The 18,652-nt window shown below is 57.9% G+C and carries 18 protein-coding genes, 2 tRNA genes and 1 rRNA gene; 9 read left to right on the forward strand and 12 right to left on the reverse strand.

Translation table 11 applies throughout. The annotated features are described in order from the left end of the window. Positions 1-207: 207 nt before the first annotated feature. The 4 genes from ACEN83_RS27490 to tyrS form a co-directional block, all read right to left on the reverse strand. Positions 208-283 (reverse strand) — tRNA-Ala (locus ACEN83_RS27490). A 9-nt stretch (positions 284-292) separates the two neighbouring features. Further along, positions 293-369 (reverse strand) — tRNA-Ile (locus tag ACEN83_RS27495). A gap of 122 nt (positions 370-491) precedes the next feature. Further along, a 16S ribosomal RNA gene (locus ACEN83_RS27500) occupies positions 492-2,030 on the reverse strand. 494 nt (positions 2,031-2,524) lie between these two features. After that, positions 2,525-3,724, reverse strand: a complete 1,200-nt coding sequence (gene tyrS / locus ACEN83_RS27505; protein ID WP_495580915.1) for a tyrosine--tRNA ligase — start codon at positions 3,722-3,724, stop codon at positions 2,525-2,527. Positions 3,725-3,935: 211 nt separating this feature from the next. Between tyrS and ACEN83_RS27510 the strand changes: the two genes are divergently transcribed. Beyond that, positions 3,936-5,360, forward strand: a complete 1,425-nt coding sequence (locus ACEN83_RS27510; RefSeq protein ID WP_116582232.1) for a peptidoglycan DD-metalloendopeptidase family protein — start codon at positions 3,936-3,938, stop codon at positions 5,358-5,360. Between the two features lie 3 nt (positions 5,361-5,363). After that, positions 5,364-6,455 (forward strand): anhydro-N-acetylmuramic acid kinase, encoded by a 1,092-nt coding sequence (locus tag ACEN83_RS27515; RefSeq protein WP_495578888.1) that lies wholly within the window; start codon positions 5,364-5,366, stop codon positions 6,453-6,455. 68 nt (positions 6,456-6,523) lie between these two features. Here ACEN83_RS27515 and erpA read toward each other — a convergent pair whose 3' ends face one another. Together erpA and argC are read right to left on the reverse strand one after the other, a co-directional pair. Next, on the reverse strand, positions 6,524-6,874 hold the full coding sequence (gene erpA, locus ACEN83_RS27520; protein WP_007906865.1) for an iron-sulfur cluster insertion protein ErpA: 351 nt from the start codon (positions 6,872-6,874) through the stop codon (positions 6,524-6,526). A 154-nt stretch (positions 6,875-7,028) separates the two neighbouring features. After that, positions 7,029-8,063: an N-acetyl-gamma-glutamyl-phosphate reductase gene (gene argC / locus ACEN83_RS27525; protein ID WP_495578889.1), complete on the reverse strand. Its 1,035-nt coding sequence runs from the start codon at positions 8,061-8,063 to the stop codon at positions 7,029-7,031. Between the two features lie 134 nt (positions 8,064-8,197). On the opposite strand from argC, the gene hemJ reads away from it, so the two are divergent. From hemJ to coq7, 6 genes are all read left to right on the forward strand, one after another. Continuing rightward, positions 8,198-8,626, forward strand: coding sequence for a protoporphyrinogen oxidase HemJ (hemJ, locus tag ACEN83_RS27530; RefSeq protein WP_046039521.1), 429 nt, complete (start codon positions 8,198-8,200; stop codon positions 8,624-8,626). Positions 8,627-8,659: 33 nt separating this feature from the next. Then, a complete protein-coding gene (locus tag ACEN83_RS27535; protein WP_495578890.1) occupies positions 8,660-9,628 on the forward strand; it encodes an NAD(P)H-dependent flavin oxidoreductase in 969 nt (322 codons plus the stop codon). Positions 9,629-9,721: 93 nt separating this feature from the next. Then, positions 9,722-10,687 carry a DUF805 domain-containing protein gene (locus ACEN83_RS27540; protein ID WP_495578891.1) on the forward strand — a complete coding sequence of 322 codons (966 nt, stop codon included), beginning with the start codon at positions 9,722-9,724 and terminating at the stop codon, positions 10,685-10,687. A 61-nt stretch (positions 10,688-10,748) separates the two neighbouring features. Next, complete coding sequence (locus ACEN83_RS27545) at positions 10,749-11,537, forward strand: SDR family NAD(P)-dependent oxidoreductase (protein ID WP_033048446.1); 789 nt, start codon at positions 10,749-10,751, stop codon at positions 11,535-11,537. 80 nt (positions 11,538-11,617) lie between these two features. Then, positions 11,618-11,956 (forward strand): histidine triad nucleotide-binding protein, encoded by a 339-nt coding sequence (locus ACEN83_RS27550; protein WP_007980184.1) that lies wholly within the window; start codon positions 11,618-11,620, stop codon positions 11,954-11,956. A gap of 211 nt (positions 11,957-12,167) precedes the next feature. After that, a complete protein-coding gene (coq7, locus tag ACEN83_RS27555) occupies positions 12,168-12,815 on the forward strand; it encodes a 2-polyprenyl-3-methyl-6-methoxy-1,4-benzoquinone monooxygenase (protein WP_116582236.1) in 648 nt (215 codons plus the stop codon). Between the two features lie 117 nt (positions 12,816-12,932). On the opposite strand, the gene speD is transcribed toward coq7, so the two are convergent. Beyond that, the gene (speD, locus tag ACEN83_RS27560) at positions 12,933-13,724 is read right to left on the reverse strand and encodes an adenosylmethionine decarboxylase (protein ID WP_007980189.1); all 792 of its coding nucleotides are present in this window, start codon (positions 13,722-13,724) and stop codon (positions 12,933-12,935) included. Between the two features lie 239 nt (positions 13,725-13,963). Continuing rightward, positions 13,964-14,386 carry an OsmC family protein gene (locus ACEN83_RS27565; protein WP_003176451.1) on the reverse strand — a complete coding sequence of 141 codons (423 nt, stop codon included), beginning with the start codon at positions 14,384-14,386 and terminating at the stop codon, positions 13,964-13,966. 224 nt (positions 14,387-14,610) lie between these two features. Between ACEN83_RS27565 and crp the strand changes: the two genes are divergently transcribed. Further along, complete coding sequence (gene crp, locus ACEN83_RS27570) at positions 14,611-15,255, forward strand: cAMP-activated global transcriptional regulator CRP (RefSeq protein ID WP_102700203.1); 645 nt, start codon at positions 14,611-14,613, stop codon at positions 15,253-15,255. Positions 15,256-15,265: 10 nt separating this feature from the next. On the opposite strand, the gene ACEN83_RS27575 is transcribed toward crp, so the two are convergent. The 4 genes from ACEN83_RS27575 to ACEN83_RS27590 form a co-directional block, all read right to left on the reverse strand. After that, positions 15,266-15,967, reverse strand: coding sequence for a lipoate--protein ligase family protein (locus ACEN83_RS27575; RefSeq protein WP_495578892.1), 702 nt, complete (start codon positions 15,965-15,967; stop codon positions 15,266-15,268). A gap of 148 nt (positions 15,968-16,115) precedes the next feature. Beyond that, entirely contained in the window at positions 16,116-16,952 is an 837-nt protein-coding gene (gene trpC / locus ACEN83_RS27580) for an indole-3-glycerol phosphate synthase TrpC (protein WP_495578893.1), read from the reverse strand. Further along, on the reverse strand, positions 16,949-17,998 hold the full coding sequence (gene trpD, locus ACEN83_RS27585; protein WP_116582238.1) for an anthranilate phosphoribosyltransferase: 1,050 nt from the start codon (positions 17,996-17,998) through the stop codon (positions 16,949-16,951). Before trpD ends, trpC begins: the two co-directional genes overlap by 4 nt. Positions 17,999-18,007: 9 nt before the next feature. Further along, positions 18,008-18,601: an aminodeoxychorismate/anthranilate synthase component II gene (locus ACEN83_RS27590; RefSeq protein WP_007980194.1), complete on the reverse strand. Its 594-nt coding sequence runs from the start codon at positions 18,599-18,601 to the stop codon at positions 18,008-18,010. Positions 18,602-18,652 lie beyond the last annotated feature (51 nt).

The following is an 18,652-nucleotide window of genomic DNA, read 5'->3' on the forward strand; positions in this document are numbered from 1 at the left end:
CGACATTCGCCGAAAATTCGATTCTTGCTCATAAAGAGCAACTCACAAATTTTACCTTAGCCTGATCCGTTACCAGTGAAAGTAACGTTCAGTCTATCTTTCTATCACATACCCAAATTTTTAAAGAACGATCTAATCAAAAGACTAGAAATCAATATTCATTGCAGAATATTCATTTCTAAACTCTCAAACTTTCGAAGCAGTTAATGGTGGAGCCAAACGGGATCGAACCGTTGACCTCCTGCGTGCAAGGCAGGCGCTCTCCCAGCTGAGCTATGGCCCCATACAAAATTGGTGGGTCTGGGCAGATTCGAACTGCCGACCTCACCCTTATCAGGGGTGCGCTCTAACCAACTGAGCTACAGACCCAATTTCGAGCGCGTAACTGTTAGCGTTGAGCTATCAGCTTGGAGCTTAAAGCTGCTTCTATCGTCTTCTTCAATGAATCAAGCAATTCGTGTGGGAACTTATGGAGCAGCTGAGTCGTCGATTAAGGAGGTGATCCAGCCGCAGGTTCCCCTACGGCTACCTTGTTACGACTTCACCCCAGTCATGAATCACACCGTGGTAACCGTCCTCCCGAAGGTTAGACTAGCTACTTCTGGTGCAACCCACTCCCATGGTGTGACGGGCGGTGTGTACAAGGCCCGGGAACGTATTCACCGCGACATTCTGATTCGCGATTACTAGCGATTCCGACTTCACGCAGTCGAGTTGCAGACTGCGATCCGGACTACGATCGGTTTTGTGGGATTAGCTCCACCTCGCGGCTTGGCAACCCTCTGTACCGACCATTGTAGCACGTGTGTAGCCCAGGCCGTAAGGGCCATGATGACTTGACGTCATCCCCACCTTCCTCCGGTTTGTCACCGGCAGTCTCCTTAGAGTGCCCACCATAACGTGCTGGTAACTAAGGACAAGGGTTGCGCTCGTTACGGGACTTAACCCAACATCTCACGACACGAGCTGACGACAGCCATGCAGCACCTGTCTCAATGCTCCCGAAGGCACCAATCCATCTCTGGAAAGTTCATTGGATGTCAAGGCCTGGTAAGGTTCTTCGCGTTGCTTCGAATTAAACCACATGCTCCACCGCTTGTGCGGGCCCCCGTCAATTCATTTGAGTTTTAACCTTGCGGCCGTACTCCCCAGGCGGTCAACTTAATGCGTTAGCTGCGCCACTAAGAGCTCAAGGCTCCCAACGGCTAGTTGACATCGTTTACGGCGTGGACTACCAGGGTATCTAATCCTGTTTGCTCCCCACGCTTTCGCACCTCAGTGTCAGTATCAGTCCAGGTGGTCGCCTTCGCCACTGGTGTTCCTTCCTATATCTACGCATTTCACCGCTACACAGGAAATTCCACCACCCTCTACCATACTCTAGCTCGTCAGTTTTGAATGCAGTTCCCAGGTTGAGCCCGGGGCTTTCACATCCAACTTAACGAACCACCTACGCGCGCTTTACGCCCAGTAATTCCGATTAACGCTTGCACCCTCTGTATTACCGCGGCTGCTGGCACAGAGTTAGCCGGTGCTTATTCTGTCGGTAACGTCAAAACACTAACGTATTAGGTCTACATGCCCTTCCTCCCAACTTAAAGTGCTTTACAATCCGAAGACCTTCTTCACACACGCGGCATGGCTGGATCAGGCTTTCGCCCATTGTCCAATATTCCCCACTGCTGCCTCCCGTAGGAGTCTGGACCGTGTCTCAGTTCCAGTGTGACTGATCATCCTCTCAGACCAGTTACGGATCGTCGCCTTGGTGAGCCATTACCTCACCAACTAGCTAATCCGACCTAGGCTCATCTGATAGCGCAAGGCCCGAAGGTCCCCTGCTTTCTCCCGTAGGACGTATGCGGTATTAGCGTTCCTTTCGAAACGTTGTCCCCCACTACCAGGCAGATTCCTAGGCATTACTCACCCGTCCGCCGCTGAATCAGAGAGCAAGCTCTCTTCATCCGCTCGACTTGCATGTGTTAGGCCTGCCGCCAGCGTTCAATCTGAGCCATGATCAAACTCTTCAGTTCAAACATCTTTGGGTTTTGAGAAAACCCTAAACTTGGCTCAGCAATCGTTGGTTACATCTTTGATTTCTCGCGGAGTAACTTGTGATGCTGATAATCTGTTGACTAGCAGTCTGACTCCACAAGCACCCACACGAATTGCTTGATTCAGTTGTTAAAGAGCGGTTGGTTAAGATCTTTCATCTCAACAGAGGCGCGCATTCTACAGCAGCCTCATTTACTGTCAAGTGATTTTTTTCAGAAGCTTTCAAGGAATCCTTAACAACTTCAACCACTTGCGCCTTCGATCTCTCGTCAGCGGGAGGCGAATTCTACAGCGTTACACGCTGCTGTCAACACCTCTTTTTCAACTTCCTTGGCGCTTCGATGACCTGAAGCAACCTGCTGTCGAAAACTGCGTAACTCTTTGTTTACCAAGGAGTTTTCCGTTTCGACTGCGCCGGAAGTGGGGCGAATTATAGGCTTCTAGAATTCGCCGTCAACACTTAATTTCAACCTTATTCAGCTTTGAGCGTAATACGCGCAAATGCCTTCTTGCCGGCCTGGCAAACATGGGTCGCACCCACTGCGTATATAAAGGTGCGATCAACCACCTCACCATCTATACGCACGCCACCCGAACCGAGAAGATCGCGCGCCATTGCCGAGTTCTTCACCAGGCCCGCCTTATTAAGGACCGCAGCAATCGGCATATCCTCGGCAGCAGTCAACTCGATCTCTGGCAGATCGTCCGGCAGCTCGCCATCCTTCATTCGGTTACCGGCAGCACGATGAGCGTTGGCAGCAGCCTCTTCACCATGGAAACGCGCAACGATCTCTTCAGCCAGCTTGATCTTGATGTCGCGCGGGTTGGCACCCGCCTCCACATCAACGCGGAACGCATTGATCTCATCCATGGAGCGGAAGCTGAGCAATTCGAAGTAGCGCCACATCAGCGCATCCGGAATGGAAACCAGCTTGCTGTACATCACACCCGGCGCTTCCTGGATGCCGACGTAGTTGCCCAAGGACTTGGACATTTTCTTCACGCCATCCAGCCCCTCAAGCAGCGGCATGGTCAAGATGCACTGAGCTTCCTGACCATAACCACGCTGCAGCTCACGCCCCATCAGCAGGTTGAACTTCTGATCGGTGCCTCCGAGCTCGACGTCTGCGCGCAAAGCTACCGAGTCGTAACCCTGAACCAGCGGATACAGGAACTCGTGAATGGCGATTGGCTGATTGGTCGTGTAGCGCTTGTCGAAGTCATCGCGCTCGAGCATGCGAGCCACGGTGTACTGCGAAGTCAGGCGAATGAAGTCGGCCGGCCCCATCTGATCCATCCAGGTGGAGTTGAAGGCCACTTCGGTTTTTGCCGGGTCCAGAATCTTGAAGACCTGAGTCTTGTAGGTCTCGGCGTTCTCGAGGACCTGCTCGCGAGTGAGCGGCGGACGTGTAGCACTCTTGCCGCTCGGATCACCGATCATCCCGGTGAAGTCACCAATCAGGAAGATCACCTGATGCCCCAGTTCCTGGAACTGACGCAGCTTATTAATAAGCACGGTGTGACCCAGGTGCAGGTCCGGAGCCGTTGGATCGAAGCCTGCCTTAATACGCAGCGGCTGGCCACGCTTGAGCTTTTCAATCAGCTCGGACTCGACCAACAGTTCTTCCGCACCACGTTTGATCAGCGCTAGCTGCTCTTCAACCGACTTCATAACAGACCCGCAAGGCTCAGATTCAAAGGGAACCAACCATACAAGATCGCGCGTCAAATACAAGGTTTGCCCGGCGCACGGACGCCAATCCGCAGGCAGGGCACCTACGGACTTGCTTCAGAGATGATTTGGTTATATTTTATACAGTTATTTCATCTTCATCATGTCATTCATCTTTTCCAATTCATCTTTTTCAAAGTCAAAATCACTTATGACCAACGAATCGTCTAAAGCGCCGCCGCTTTACCCGAAGACCCACCTGCTCGCCGCAAGTGGAATCGCCGCCCTTCTCAGCCTGGCGCTCCTGGTATTCCCTTCCAGCGATGTTGAAGCCAAAAAAACGACCCTGAGTCTTGAACTGGAAAGTCCTGCTGAACAACTGACACAAGATCAAGACGCTGCAGAAGTCGTTCAAGCCACAAATGAACCCGCAACATCCCCCTTCGCGCAGATCGACAACAGCGCCGAGGACACCCAGGAAGCCGCTCAAGCCGAACCGGCGCCGGTCGTTGAAGTTGAAGAAAAGAAGCCGGCAAGCCACAGGGAAGTGATCGTCGCCAAAGGCGATACCCTCTCCACGCTGTTCGAGAAAGTCGGGCTTCCAGCCACTTCGGTGCATGAAATACTGGCCAGCGACAAGCAGGCCAAGCAGTTCAGCCAGCTCAAGCGTGGCCAAAAACTTGAATTCGAACTGAGCCCTGACGGCCAGTTGACCAACTTGCACAGCAAGCTCAACGACGTCGAAAGCATCAGCCTGACCAGGAACGACAAGGGCTACACGTTCAATCGCATCACAGCGAAACCGACCGTGCGCTCCGCCTATGTTCACGGCGTGATCAACAGCTCGCTGTCGCAGTCCGCGGCCCGAGCAGGCCTGTCCCACAGCCTGACCATGGACATGGCCAGTGTGTTCGGCTACGACGTGGACTTCGCCCAGGACATTCGCCAGGGCGACGAATTCGACGTGATCTACGAGCAAAAAGTGGTCAACGGCAAGGCCGTCGGCAATGGCCCGATCCTGTCGGCACGCTTTACCAACCGCGGCAAGACCTACACCGCCGTTCGCTACACCAACAAACAAGGCAACAGCAGCTACTACACCGCTGACGGCAACAGCATGCGCAAGGCGTTCATCCGCACGCCAGTGGACTTCGCCCGCATCAGCTCGAAATTTTCCATGGGCCGCAAACACCCGATCCTGAACAAGATCCGCGCCCACAAAGGCGTCGACTACGCAGCACCGCGCGGTACGCCGATCAAGGCAGCCGGTGATGGCAAGGTCTTGCTGGCCGGTCGTCGTGGTGGCTACGGCAATACCGTCGTTCTCCAGCACGGCAATACCTACACCACGCTCTACGGCCACATGCAAGGCTTCGCCAAAGGCGTGAAAACTGGCGGCACGGTGAAGCAGGGCCAGGTGATTGGCTATATCGGCACCACTGGCCTCTCCACCGGCCCGCACCTGCACTACGAGTTCCAGGTCAATGGTGTGCACGTCGACCCGTTGGGCCAGAAGCTGCCGATGGCCGATCCGATTGCCAAGGCCGAACGCGCACGCTTCCTCGCCCAAAGCCAGCCTCTGATGGCGCGCATGGATCAGGAAAAAGCCACGATGCTGGCTTCGAGCAAGCGTTAAGTCATGGCGCTCTATATAGGCGTGATGTCCGGGACCAGCCTTGATGGCCTGGATATCGCGCTGATCGAGCAAGCCCCGGCGATCAGGCTGATCGCCTCCCACTACATCCCGATGCCCGACTCCCTGCGCGCCGAGCTGCTCGGCTTGTGCGCCAGCGGCCCGGACGAGATCGCCCGCTCCGCCATCGCCCAGCAGAACTGGGTGAAACTGGCAGCGCAAGGAATTCACACCCTCCTCGCTCAACAGCAACTGAAGCCTGACGACATTCGCGCCATTGGCAGCCATGGCCAGACCATCCGCCATGAACCGGCACGCGGCTTCACCGTGCAGATCGGCAACCCGGCCCTGCTGACGGAGCTGACCGGCATCACCGTGGTCAGCGACTTCCGCAGCCGCGATGTCGCTGCCGGGGGACAAGGTGCACCGCTGGTTCCCGCCTTTCACGAAGCCCTGTTTGAAGAGCAGGGCGGGAATCGTGCAGTCCTGAACGTAGGCGGCTTCAGCAATCTCAGCCTGATCGAGCCCGGCAAGCCGGTCGCCGGTTTCGACTGCGGCCCGGGCAATGTGCTGCTGGACGCCTGGATTCACCAGCAACGCGGCGACCACTTTGACCGTGACGGCCAATGGGCTGCCAGCGGCAACATTCAACCGGTGCTGTTGAATGCGCTACTGAGTGACCCGTTCTTTGTGACCAAAGGCCCGAAGAGTACCGGGCGGGAAGTGTTCAACCTGCCATGGCTGACGCGACATCTGGCCCAGCTGCCAACCTTCCGCGCCGAGGATGTTCAGGCGACGCTGCTTGAACTGACTGCACTGACCATCATCGAATCACTGCAAAGCGCCCAGGCAAACACGCAGGAACTGCTGGTCTGCGGCGGCGGCGCCCACAACACGGCCTTGATGAACCGCCTGGCCAGCCTGCTGCCAAACGCCAGTGTCAGCAGCACCGCGACATACGGTGTAGACCCCGACTGGGTCGAAGCCATGGCCTTCGCGTGGCTGGCTCATTGTTGCCTCGAAGGCATCGCGGCCAACCGTCCGAGCGTTACCGGTGCCCGTGGATTGCGCGTACTCGGCGCCATCTACCCCGCATAAATCCTCCACACAGCAAAACGCCGCAAGACCCTGAGGCCGTGCGGCGTTCTGTGAAACAGGCGCGCTGATCAGATCGAGAACGAAGACCCGCAGCCACAGGTGGTGGTCGCATTCGGGTTCTTGATGACGAAACGCGAACCTTCCAGACCTTCCTGGTAGTCCACCTCGGCACCGGCCAGATACTGGAAGCTCATCGGATCGACCACCAGGCTCACGCCTTCGCGTTCGACGATGGTGTCGTCATCGGCCACTTCCTCATCGAAAGTGAAACCGTACTGAAAACCTGAACAACCGCCGCCCGTAACGAATACGCGCAGCTTCAAGCGATCATTCCCCTCTTCATCGACCAGGCTCTTCACCTTGTGCGCGGCACCGTGGGTGAATTGCAAAGCCGTGGGGGTGAAGGATTCGACGCTCATGCTGACTATCTCCCGGCGTTACGCCGTCATATTGCGTGATGACGCGCATTATCCGCTTCTCCTAGAAAAGCGGTCAACTATTCTAGGAGCAGCGACAAGCTTCAAGCTGTGAGCTTCAAGCTTGCGGCTTACAACTTGAAGCTTGTCGCTGCTCTCAAGGCAGCATGCCGGCGTGGGAGAGACCCAGACGCTCATCCAGCCCGAACAGAATGTTCATGTTCTGCACGGCCTGACCCGACGCCCCCTTGACCAGGTTGTCGATCACCGACAGCACCACCACCAGATCACCGTCCTGAGGGCGATGCACGGCAATACGGCAGACATTGGCACCCCGCACGCTACGCGTCTCCGGATGGCTGCCGGCCGGCATGACATCGACGAACGGTTCGTTGGCATAACGCTTTTCAAACAACGCCTGCAGATCCACCGAGCGATCGACAACAGTGGCGTAGAGCGTCGAGTGAATGCCGCGAATCATCGGCGTCAGGTGCGGAACGAAGGTCAGGCCGACGTCCTTGCCCGCTGCACGACGCAATCCCTGGCGGATTTCCGGCAAATGACGGTGACCTTTGACGGCATAGGCCTTCATGCTTTCCGACGTCTCGGAGTACAGCGAACCTACGGAAGCGCCACGACCGGCACCGCTGACACCGGATTTGCAGTCAGCAATCAGATGCGCAGCATCGGCCAGGCCGGCTTCGAGCAATGGCAGGAAACCCAATTGCGTGGCAGTTGGGTAGCAGCCCGGGACGGCAATCAGGCGTGCTTTCTTGATCTGCTCGCGATTGACTTCCGGCAAGCCGTAGACCGCTTCGTCCAACAACTCCGGTGCACCGTGCGGCTGGCCGTACCACTTGGCCCATTCATCGGCGTCTTGCAGACGGAAGTCGGCCGACAGGTCGATGACCTTGGTCCCGGCCGTCAGCAGTTCGCCCGCCAGGGCATGGGCAACACCGTGCGGCGTGGCGAAGAACACCACATCGCAGGCACCCAGGGTCTTGATGTCCGGAACGCTGAACGCCAGGCCGTCGTAATGGCCTCGCAGGTTCGGGTACATGTCGGCTACGGCCAGGCCAGCCTCGGATCGGGAGGTGATGACAACCACCTCAGCTTGCGGATGTTGCGCCAACAGACGCAGCAGTTCGACACCGGTGTAACCCGTGCCGCCGACGATACCGACCTTGACCATAAACCTGCCCTCAACGAACCCACTGGAAAGCCGTCGATAATAGGGGCCGCGCGCCCCTGCGACAACCGTCAAGGTGACGTGCGGACGCTCAAGCCTCTACTATTCAGACTACCGTGAACCTGGAATAACTAAAAATGCTCTATCTGTGGCTCAAAGCGTTTCACATCGTCAGCGTCGTGTGCTGGTTTGCTGGCCTGTTCTACCTGCCAAGACTGTTCGTTTATCACGCACAAAGCGAAGACACGATCAGCAAGGAACGCTTCAGCGTCATGGAGCGCAAGCTGTACCGGGGCATCATGGGCCCGGCGATGATCGCCACGCTGATCTTTGGCGGCTGGCTCATCTACCTCAATCCAGGCATCTTCAGCCAGGGTGGCTGGATACACGCCAAACTGACCCTGGTCGTGTTGCTGATCGGCTATCACCACATGTGCGGCGCCCAGGTAAAACGTTTTGCCCGTGGCGAAAACACCCGCAGCCATGTCTTTTATCGCTGGTTCAATGAGGTTCCGGTTCTGATATTGCTGGCAATCGTAATTCTGGTCGTCGTTCGGCCGTTCTAAACCCAATAGACACAACTCACCGGGGTACTTCCAATGTCGCTGCCCGCTCTGCTCGAACAACGTTTGCGCCTGCCTGTGGTGGCTGCGCCGATGTTCCTGATTTCCAATCCGCAATTGGTACTCGCCTGTTGTCGTCAGGGCGTGGTCGGCAGCTTCCCGGCGCTGAACCAGCGCGAAAGCAGCGGCTTCAAGGCCTGGCTGGAAGAGATCGAAGCCGGACTGGCGGCAATGGAAAACCCCGCGCCTTATGCCGTGAACCTGATCGTGCATAACAGCAATCCACGCTTGCAGGCGGACCTGGAGATCTGTGTAGAGCACAAAGTGCCGATCGTGATCACCAGCCTCGGCGCCGTGAAAGAACTGGTCGATGCGGTGCACAGCTACGGCGGCCTGGTGTTCCATGATGTGACGACACGTCGCCATGCCGAGAAAGCGGCCGAAGCCGGCGTGGATGGATTGATCGCCGTGGCGGCCGGGGCCGGCGGACACGCCGGGACCTGGAGCCCGTTCTCGCTGATTGCCGAAATCCGCCAGTTCTTCGACAAGACCCTGTTGCTGGCCGGCTGCCTGAATCACGGGCATGAAATTCTTGCCGCGCAATTGCTCGGCGCGGATCTGGCCTACTTTGGCACTCGGTTTATCGGCACGACCGAAAGTCACGCACCCGAAGCCTACAAAGAAATGCTGCTGACATCCAAAGCCGCAGACATCATCCATACGCCAGCCGTGTCAGGTGTCCCCGCGAGTTTCATGCGCCAGAGCCTGGAAGCCGCCGGTTTCGACATGGCCGCGTTGCAGGGCAAGGGCGAGATCAACTTCGGTTCCAAGCTCAAACCCGTCAGCGATGAGGCCAAAGCCTGGAAAACCGTTTGGTCTGCAGGCCAGGGCGTGGGAGAAATCGAGGACTTGCCGAGTGTCGAGCAGTTGATTGCACGCCTCGACGCCGAGTACCGCCAGGCCCTGGAGCATGCCGCCCAGCTGCCAAAACGCTGGCCGCGCTGACAGTAAATCTTGGCCAGCCCCGCCCGGCTGGCCTTACACTCACCCTGGCATAACCTTCTTCTTTCAACCTCTCGCGACAAGGATGCCTCGCACATGGGCGAAAATCGTTTCAAGATCATCTTCGAAGGCGCCTTGCTGCCTGGTGTCGACATCACCACGGCAAAGCTCAATCTCGCCGAATTGTTCAAAAGCGATGTCACGGCCATCGAGCGTTTGTTCACCGGGCGCCCGGTAGCGCTCAAACGCAACCTGTCGCAGGCCGATGCCCAAACTTATCTCCAAGCGCTGAGCAAGACCGGTATCGACGCGCGCATCGAAGCCGAAACACCGATCGAGTTGAACCTCGCCGACGTGCATGACCATACCCCGGCCAGCAGCCAGGCGGCATTGGCAGAACCGCAGTCTCCCTACGCTCCGCCTCGCGCACCCGTCGGCGAAGCCGTGGCGCAATTCGCCACGCTCAAGCCATTCAGTTTCGATGGCCGTATCGGTCGCTTGCGTTACCTCGCCTGGACGCTGGTGCTGACACTGGTGCTGATGGCTGTTTGCGGGGTGTTTGCATTGGTCGCTCTGGCCCTCATCGGTGCGGACTCAACCGCCGGCCTGATCCTGGGCGGCTTGCTGGCCCTGATCCTGTTTGTCGGATTTGCCTTCGCCAGCATCCAGATCACCGTTCAACGATTGCACGATGTCGGCTGGTCCGGCTGGCTGTGGTTGCTGAACCTGGTGCCGTTTGTGGGTACTTTCTTTCCGTTCGTGACCATGGTTGTACCGGGCAACGAACTGGCCAACCGCTACGGTCCACCGCCTCCGCCGAACACTACCGCGGTCAAAGTATTGTCTTCGCTGTGGCTGGTCGTCATCGCACTGATCCTGGTCGGCTCCCTGGCCGGTGGACTCTCGGCGATACAGGAAGAATACGAAAACGCCGCCCAGAGCAGCTACGACAGCAGTTCGGTCACCACCGATGAAATCGACATCGAGGTCGAACCGGTGCCAAATTCCGCCGACGATGCAGCCGAAGAGGCCCAGCCCCCTGTAGACTCTGCGAAAGAATGAACAGCGCTCCTGGCCCGTGACACCTGCGTCGCGGCGCGGAGCTGTTGCGATGGAGAACTGCATGACCCGTTACGCTCTGATCACTGGCGCCTCCAGCGGCATCGGCCTGGCAATGGCCGAAGCGCTGGCCCGGCGTGGCCGAAGCCTGATTCTGGTGGCCCGACAACGTGATCAGCTGGAAAGCATTGCGATTGAATTGACCCAAAGGTTCGGCGTGGAAGTGCTGTTCCGTGCCTGCGACCTGGGCGAACCGTTGCGTCTGTCCGGATTCCTGCTGGAGCTGGAAGAAGGCGACCGGCAGATCGATCTGTTGGTCAATTGCGCCGGCATCGGTACATGCGGCCCGTTTCTGGCCCAGGACTGGATGACCGAGCAAGACCTGATCGAAGTGAACATCCTCGCCCTCACCCGCCTGTGCCATGCCATCGGCAACAGCATGGCGCTGCAAGGTGGCGGGCAGATTCTGAATGTGGCCTCGGTGGCCGCGTTTCAACCGGGACCGTGGATGAGCACCTATTACGCCAGCAAGGCCTATGTGCTGCACTTTTCCGAGGGATTGCGTGTCGAGCTGAAAAAGTGCGCGATCAAGGTTTCGGTGCTCTGCCCCGGGCCGACCCGCACAGCGTTCTTCCGTACCGCGCAACTCGACAGCGACAAACTGACCAACAGCAAACTGTTGATGAGCCCCGAGGAAGTGGCGCTCTACACCGTGCGCGCACTGGAAAAGAACCAAGCGATCATTATTCCGGGGCGGCGCAACCGCTGGTTCGCCTTCCTGCCAAGGCTCGGCTCACGCTGGCTGACGCGCACAATCGCCGGCATGGTCAACAAGGCTTACTGCCCGCGCTGATCCAACTCAAGGTAAAAGGCTGGGCGCTGGCATACGCCATGAGTACACTCAGGCCAGCCCAAACAACGGAGAAAACAGCTGTGGATACTCTGTTCACCAAGATCATCAACCGGGAAATCCCGGCGAAGATCATTTACGAGGACGACCAGGTACTGGCCTTCCACGACATTTCCCCACAGGCACCGGTACATTTCCTGGTGATCCCGAAGAAGCCGGTTCGCACCCTCAACGACCTGACGGAAGACGACAAGGCACTGGCCGGACACATTCTGTTCACCGCCCAGCGCCTGGCCCTGGAACTGGGTTGCGAAAAAGGCTTCCGCGTCGTCATGAACTGCAATGAAGAAGGTGGGCAAACCGTCTACCACATTCATATGCACGTGCTGGGTCAGCGCCAGATGCACTGGCCGCCGGGCTGATTGCTGCCTCCCCCCCTGTGGGAGCGGGCTTGCTCGCGAAGAGGGCCTCACTTTCAACATCCTTGTTGACTGACACTCCGACTTCGCGAGCAAGCCCGCTCCCACAAGGGCATCACAACACTGTCACAGCCTCTGCATCACAATGACCCAGCGCAAACCATCCCCGGCCGATTGGGTTAAACTGGCCGCCGAAATTCCCCCGGAGGTCAGCATGACTACCCAACGTCACTACTCGCCCATTGACCGCCTTCTGCTGCAAGCCGATGCCGCGATGCGCACCCTGCTGCCCTTCAGCGGCCAGCCGTACCGTCCGTCGCCGGCCATCGTGCAGCCCGATGCAAAAATGAGCGACGAAGACACGCGCCACGTTGCCGGCCTGATGCGCATCAACCATACCGGCGAAGTCTGCGCCCAGGCGCTGTATCAGGGGCAGGCGCTGACCGCCAGACTGCCGCAGGTGCGTGCCGCCATGGAACATGCCGCCGAAGAAGAAATCGATCATCTGGTCTGGTGCGAACAACGCCTCCATCAACTGGGCAGCCACACCAGCATCCTCAATCCGCTGTTTTATGGCATGTCGTTCGGAATTGGCGCCGTGGCCGGCCTGATCAGCGACAAAGTCAGCCTGGGCTTCGTGGCGGCAACGGAAGACCAGGTGTGCAAGCACCTGAACGAACACCTGGAGCAATTGCCGGCCGAGGATGAGAAATCCCGGGCGATTCTTGAGCAGATGCGTATCGACGAAGAACAGCACGCCGAAAGCGCGCTGGAGGCTGGCGGGTTCCGCTTTCCGGCGCCGGTGAAGTTCGGGATGAGTCTGATGGCCAAGGTGATGACCAAGAGTACTTATCGGATCTGATATCCCGGTTGCCTGTGAGGGCCTCTTCGCGGGTAAGCCCGCTCCCACAGGGGCCGCGTTTCGGCAATAAAAAAGGCGACTGCCGTGAGGGAGTCGCCTTTTTTGTGTTCGAGAATCTTACGCCATGTTGCGCGCGTAGAAGATTTCGAGCATTTCGTGTTTCACCCGCTCGGTCACCTGGGCGCGTTGCTCAGAGGACAGGTTGCTGGTGGCGTCACCGAACAGGTAGTTATCCAGTTCGAAGTTCTTCAGCAGCATTTTGGTGTGGAACAGGTTTTCCTGGTACACGTTCACGTCGGTCATCTGGTACGCGTCGCGAGTGTCATCGGAGAGGTAGTTCTGGATCGAGTTGATCTCGTGGTCGATGAAGTGCTTTTTGCCTTCAACGTCACGGGTGAAGCCGCGCACACGGTAGTCCACGGTCACGATGTCCGAATCGAACTGGTGAATCAGGAAGTTGAGCGCTTTAAGCGGTGAAATGACCCCGCAAGTCGACACGTCGATGTCCACACGGAAGGTTGCAATACCGCTGACCGGATGAATTTCCGGGTAGGTGTGCACCGTGATGTGGCTCTTGTCGAGGTGGGCCAGAATGATTTCGGGCAGCGGGCCCGGGGACTCTTCGATCTGACTGTCGGTCGGGGTTACCGGCTCTTCGGAGATCAGGATCGTGACGCTGGCGCCCTGCGGCTCATAGTCCTGACTGGCAATGTTCAGGATGTTGGCACCAATGATATCGACAACTTCCGTGAGGATCTGCGTCAGGCGTTTCGCGTTGTACTCTTTATTGATGTACTCGACGTAAGCCTGCTGGTCTTGCGGGGTTTCCGCGTAGCAGATGTCATAGATGTTGAAGCTCAAGGTCTTTGTCAGGTTATTGAACCCGTGGAGCTTGAGTTTGCTTTTCACCGTTAAAAACTCTCTATGTGTTTGCGGCCCGGCCGCGTGATCAAGCATGCCCGTCAGATGCGAACAACGCACCTGCGTAGGACGGTTAACACCTCTTCGCGATGGCGATTTTGGTTGTCTGTTCGGGTGCGAGGCCTGTCGGCTGACGGGCCACTACCCTGAAAAAAGTGGCGCATTATGCAGACGTCAGCTTGTGTTCGCCAGAGTCTGCACTGCTTTTATGATAGTTGAATGTCGATTCAACCGAGCTCGATGATCTCGTAGTCGTGAGTAATTGCCACGCCAGCCGCGCCGAGCATGATCGAGGCCGAGCAATACTTCTCGGCAGACAATTCAATGGCGCGTTTGACCTGGGCCTCTTTCAGCCCGCGGCCCTTGACCACGAAGTGCATGTGGATCTTGGTGAAAACCTTTGGATCTTCGGTCGCGCGCTCGGCTTCGAGGAAGGCTTCGCAGCTCTCGACGGCCTGGCGGGACTTCTTGAGGATGCTGACCACGTCGAAATTGCTGCAACCGCCGACACCCAGCAGCAGCATTTCCATCGGCCGGACACCCAGGTTACGTCCGCCGGCCTCGGGCGGACCGTCCATGACCACGACATGACCGCTACCGGATTCGCCGAGGAACATGGCTTCGCCAGCCCATTGGATGCGTGCCTTCATCGCCAAGACTCCACTGTATAAAAAAGGGTCGCCAGCTTAGCACAGCCCCCGAGATTGACAGCGCCCGCCGTCCTAGGACATATCCCACTGCCTTGTAGGTAAATGCTCGAATATTTCAGGAGGTGTCTGGTAAGCTGACGCCAATTCAATGGCGCATGGCCAGCCTCACTCCAGCGTTCGCTATTTATAAAAACCATACCGTGCAGTCTTTTCGGGATACAACCATGGTTGCTATTGCCCCCAACCCCAAGATCAAGAACCTCGACAAGCTGTTGATGCATTGCCAGCGCCGCCGCTATCAGGCCAAGAGCAACATCATTTGTGCCGGTGACCGCTCGGAAACGCTGTTCTTCATCATCAAAGGCTCAGTTACCATCCTGATCGAGGATGACGACGGGCGGGAAATGATCATTTCCTACCTGAACGCCGGGGACTTTTTCGGTGAGTTGGGCCTGTTTGAGCAAGCCGGCCTGGAGCAGGAGCGCAGTGCCTGGGTGCGGGCCAAGGTCGAATGCGAAGTTGCGGAAATCAGCTACGCAAAATTCCGCGAGTTGTCCCAGCAGGACCCGGACATTCTTTACGTCCTCAGCGGACAAATCGCACAACGCCTGCGCAACACCACGCGCAAGGTCGGTGACCTGGCATTTTTTGACGTGACCGGCCGCGTTGCCCGCTGCCTGCTGGAGCTGTGCAAACAGCCAGACGCCATGACCCACCCCGACGGCATGCAAATCAAGGTGACCCGTCAGGAAATCGGGCGGATTGTCGGTTGTTCCCGGGAGATGGTCGGTCGCGTGCTCAAGGATCTGGAAGAACGCAACCTGGTCGATGTCAAAGGCAAGACCATGGTGGTCTTCGGCACGCGCTAAGCTCGAAAACCTAGCCGCTGAACATCTGTGCCAGCATCAACCGATAGAGTTCGTCGAGGCGCGCCAGTGCATCGGGCGCCGCGAACTTCTCATGCAATGCAATGTGGCTTTCGGCGCGTACTCGCTGTTCCAGACCACAGGCCTCGTTGAAACGATTGACCGCGGCGACCATTGACGCCCGGTCGTTATCCATCAGCATCGCACCGTGCACCAGGCCCACCGGACGCTGACCACCCTGACTCTGGCGCCAGCGCTGGGCGGTGCCAACCATTTTGCGCCCGTCGAGATTGACATTGAAGCGGCCATCGCAGAACGCACCGTCGATTTCGCCAAGGGACGACGAGCCACCCAATTCATCCAGCAACTGGCAGATGGGGTCGCAGAGGCGCCGGTAACCGGTTTCGATGCGGTTCAAATCACCTTCGCTGCGCGGTGGCGCGTAAACCAAGGCGATATTGATCGTGGTGGCGGATTGTGGAACCGGTTCGCCGCCGGTATCGCGCAGCAGCACCGGCCAACCGGCCGCCGCCGATACTTCACAGGCAGCCTCGAAACCCGGCAAGCGATTCAAGCGGCGCGGCATGACCAATGCCTGATCACTCGGTTGCCAGAACAGCAGGCCGAACTCCGCGTCGCCGGCGCAAACCGAGGCCAACAGATCTTGTTCGGCTTGCAGGCCGGCTTCGATGGTCAGATGGGTCGGTTGGGTCATAAGCTGCTCCGCAACGCTGAAATCTTCGGGGAATTCGAATGCCCCTTCGCGAGCAAGTCGAATCGTCGCACCGCCGCTCCCACATTTGATCGCGGTCGAATGTGGGAGCGGGCTTGCTCGCGAAAGGGGCGACTCGGTCTGTGAGTAATCAGTCGAGTGTAGAACCGCTGACTGGAATGCCGCGCTCGGGGAAGAACAGTCGCTGCAATTCGGTACCCGGGCTTTCGGCGCGCATGAACGCTTCGCCGACCAGGAACGCGTAGACGTCGCTGATTTCCATCAGTTCGACATCGGCGCGGTTGAGAATGCCGCTCTCGGTGATGACCAGTCGATCGCGCGGAATACGCGGCAACAGGTCGAGGGTGGTTTCCAGGCTGACATCGAAGGTGTGCAGGTTGCGGTTGTTCACGCCAACCAGCGGAGTATCGAGGGTTTTCAAGGCCCGTTCCAACTCATCGCCGTCGTGGACTTCCACCAGCACATCAAGGTTGACGCTTTTGGCCACGGCCGCCAGCTCGGCCATTTTCACGTCATCCAGCGCCGACACGATCAACAGCACGCAATCGGCACCCAAGGCACGGGCTTCGACGATCTGGTAGGGATCGATCATGAAGTCCTTGCGGATCACCGGCAGCTGGCACGCCGCGCGGGCCTGCTGCAGATACGCATCGGCGCCCTGGAAGTAGTCGATGTCGGTGAGTACCGACAGGCAGGTCGCGCCGCCCTTCTCGTAGCTTCTGGCGATATCGGCGGGAACGAAGTTCTCGCGGATCACGCCTTTGCTCGGCGAAGCCTTCTTGATTTCAGCAATGACTGCCGGTTGCTTCAGCTTGGCCTGAGCCAGCAATGCCTTGGCAAAACCACGAGGTGCATCGGCCATCCTGGCCAGGTTTTCCAGCTCGGCGAGGCTGACGCGAGCGCTGCGCTCGGCCACTTCCTCAACTTTGCGCGCCAGAATCTTTTCCAGAACCGTCGGTACACTCATCCTTCATTCTCCACTTTGAATACCGCGGTAAATGCACCCAATTCCTCTAGCTTTTCTCGAGCGAGGCCGGTGTGCAGCGCATCGTGCGCAAGTGCAACTCCCTCTTTCAAACTGCTGGCATGGTCGGCCGCATACAGGGCGGCACCGGCATTGAGCATGATCATCTCGGCCGCTTTCTGACCGTTCTCGGTCTTGCGCTTGCCCAGGGCATCGCGAATCAGCTCCAAGGACGCCGCCGGGCTTTCCACGGCCAGACCATGCAGGCTCTGGCTCTTCATGCCCAGGTCTTCCGGCTCGACCCAATACTCGGTGATCTGATCATCCTTCAGCTCAGCGACAAACGTCGGTGCGGCCAGGCTGAATTCGTCCAGGCCATCCTTCGAATGCACCACTAGCACATGCTTGCTGCCCAAGCGCTGCAACACTTCCGCCAGCGGCCGGCACAAGGCCTGGGTGAATACGCCCACCACCTGATGCTTCACACCGGCCGGATTCGTAAGCGGGCCGAGCATGTTGAACAATGTGCGCAAGCCAAGATCACGACGCGGGCTGGCGGCGTATTTCATCGCAGAGTGATGAGTCTGGGCAAACATGAAACCAATACCAACGTTGTCAATGCAGCGCGCCACTTGCACCGGCGTCAGGTTCAGGTAGATGCCGGCCGCCTCCAGCAGATCGGCGCTACCACTCTTGCCCGACACCGCACGGTTGCCATGCTTGGCCACGGTGCAACCAGCAGCGGCAACCACAAAAGCGGAAGCGGTCGACACGTTGAAGATATTGGCGCCGTCGCCGCCGGTGCCCACCACATCGACTACACCGTCGAGGGTCTTGAGTTCGACCTTGTCCGCCAGTTCGCGCATCACCGACACCGCGCCGACGATTTCGTCGATGCTTTCGCTCTTCATGCGCATGGCCATCATGAACGCACCGATCTGTGCGTCCGTGCATTGCCCGGTCATGATTTCGCGCATCACATCGCGCATTTCATCGGTGCTGAGGTCGAGGTGATCGACGACACGGCTCAGGGCTGTCTTGATATTCATGATGAGTCCTTAGCGCGTGCCGCCGGTTTGTTTGAGGAAGTTGGCGAACAGTTCGTGGCCCTGCTCGGTGAGAATCGACTCAGGGTGGAACTGCACGCCCTCGATGTTCAGGGTCTTGTGACGCAGGCCCATGATCTCGTCGACCGAGCCGTCTTCAAGCTGGGTCCAGGCCGTCAGCTCCAGGCAATCGGGCAGGGTTTCGCGCTTGACGATCAATGAATGATAGCGGGTCACCGTCAGCGGACGGTTCAGGCCTGCGAATACACCCTTGTCCTCGTGAAATACCGGGCTAGTCTTACCGTGCATCACTTGGCGGGCGCGCACCACATCGCCGCCAAAGGCCTGGCCGATGGATTGGTGACCCAGGCAGACGCCAAGAATCGGCAGTTTGCCGGCGAAATGCTTGATCGCTTCAATCGAAATGCCGGCTTCGGTCGGGGTGCAAGGACCGGGGGACACAACGATGCGCTCAGGATTGAGGGCTTCGATTTCAGCGATGGTCAGTTCATCGTTGCGCACGACTTTGACCTGGGAGCCGAGCTCGCCCAGGTACTGCACAACGTTGTAGGTAAAGGAGTCGTAGTTATCGATCATCAGCAACATGGCGTTAAGAACCTCTTGAATTCACTGACTTTAAAGATGGCCTTCGAATGA

The organism is Pseudomonas sp. Pseusp49 (assembly GCF_059491875.1).

Coding starts and splice junctions, on each gene's coding strand:
- crp (WP_102700203.1), top strand. CDS start 14,611: ATGGTTGCTATTGCCCCCAACCCCAAGATCAAGAACCTCGACAAGCTG.
- ACEN83_RS27565 (WP_003176451.1), bottom strand. CDS start 14,386: ATGAAGGCACGCATCCAATGGGCTGGCGAAGCCATGTTCCTCGGCGAA.
- ACEN83_RS27575 (WP_495578892.1), bottom strand. CDS start 15,967: ATGACCCAACCGACCCATCTGACCATCGAAGCCGGCCTGCAAGCCGAA.
- ACEN83_RS27540 (WP_495578891.1), top strand. CDS start 9,722: ATGGGCGAAAATCGTTTCAAGATCATCTTCGAAGGCGCCTTGCTGCCT.
- ACEN83_RS27590 (WP_007980194.1), bottom strand. CDS start 18,601: ATGTTGCTGATGATCGATAACTACGACTCCTTTACCTACAACGTTGTG.
- ACEN83_RS27510 (WP_116582232.1), top strand. CDS start 3,936: ATGACCAACGAATCGTCTAAAGCGCCGCCGCTTTACCCGAAGACCCAC.
- coq7 (WP_116582236.1), top strand. CDS start 12,168: ATGACTACCCAACGTCACTACTCGCCCATTGACCGCCTTCTGCTGCAA.
- trpD (WP_116582238.1), bottom strand. CDS start 17,998: ATGAATATCAAGACAGCCCTGAGCCGTGTCGTCGATCACCTCGACCTC.
- trpC (WP_495578893.1), bottom strand. CDS start 16,952: ATGAGTGTACCGACGGTTCTGGAAAAGATTCTGGCGCGCAAAGTTGAG.
- argC (WP_495578889.1), bottom strand. CDS start 8,063: ATGGTCAAGGTCGGTATCGTCGGCGGCACGGGTTACACCGGTGTCGAA.
- erpA (WP_007906865.1), bottom strand. CDS start 6,874: ATGAGCGTCGAATCCTTCACCCCCACGGCTTTGCAATTCACCCACGGT.
- ACEN83_RS27535 (WP_495578890.1), top strand. CDS start 8,660: ATGTCGCTGCCCGCTCTGCTCGAACAACGTTTGCGCCTGCCTGTGGTG.
- hemJ (WP_046039521.1), top strand. CDS start 8,198: ATGCTCTATCTGTGGCTCAAAGCGTTTCACATCGTCAGCGTCGTGTGC.
- ACEN83_RS27545 (WP_033048446.1), top strand. CDS start 10,749: ATGACCCGTTACGCTCTGATCACTGGCGCCTCCAGCGGCATCGGCCTG.
- ACEN83_RS27515 (WP_495578888.1), top strand. CDS start 5,364: ATGGCGCTCTATATAGGCGTGATGTCCGGGACCAGCCTTGATGGCCTG.
- tyrS (WP_495580915.1), bottom strand. CDS start 3,724: ATGAAGTCGGTTGAAGAGCAGCTAGCGCTGATCAAACGTGGTGCGGAA.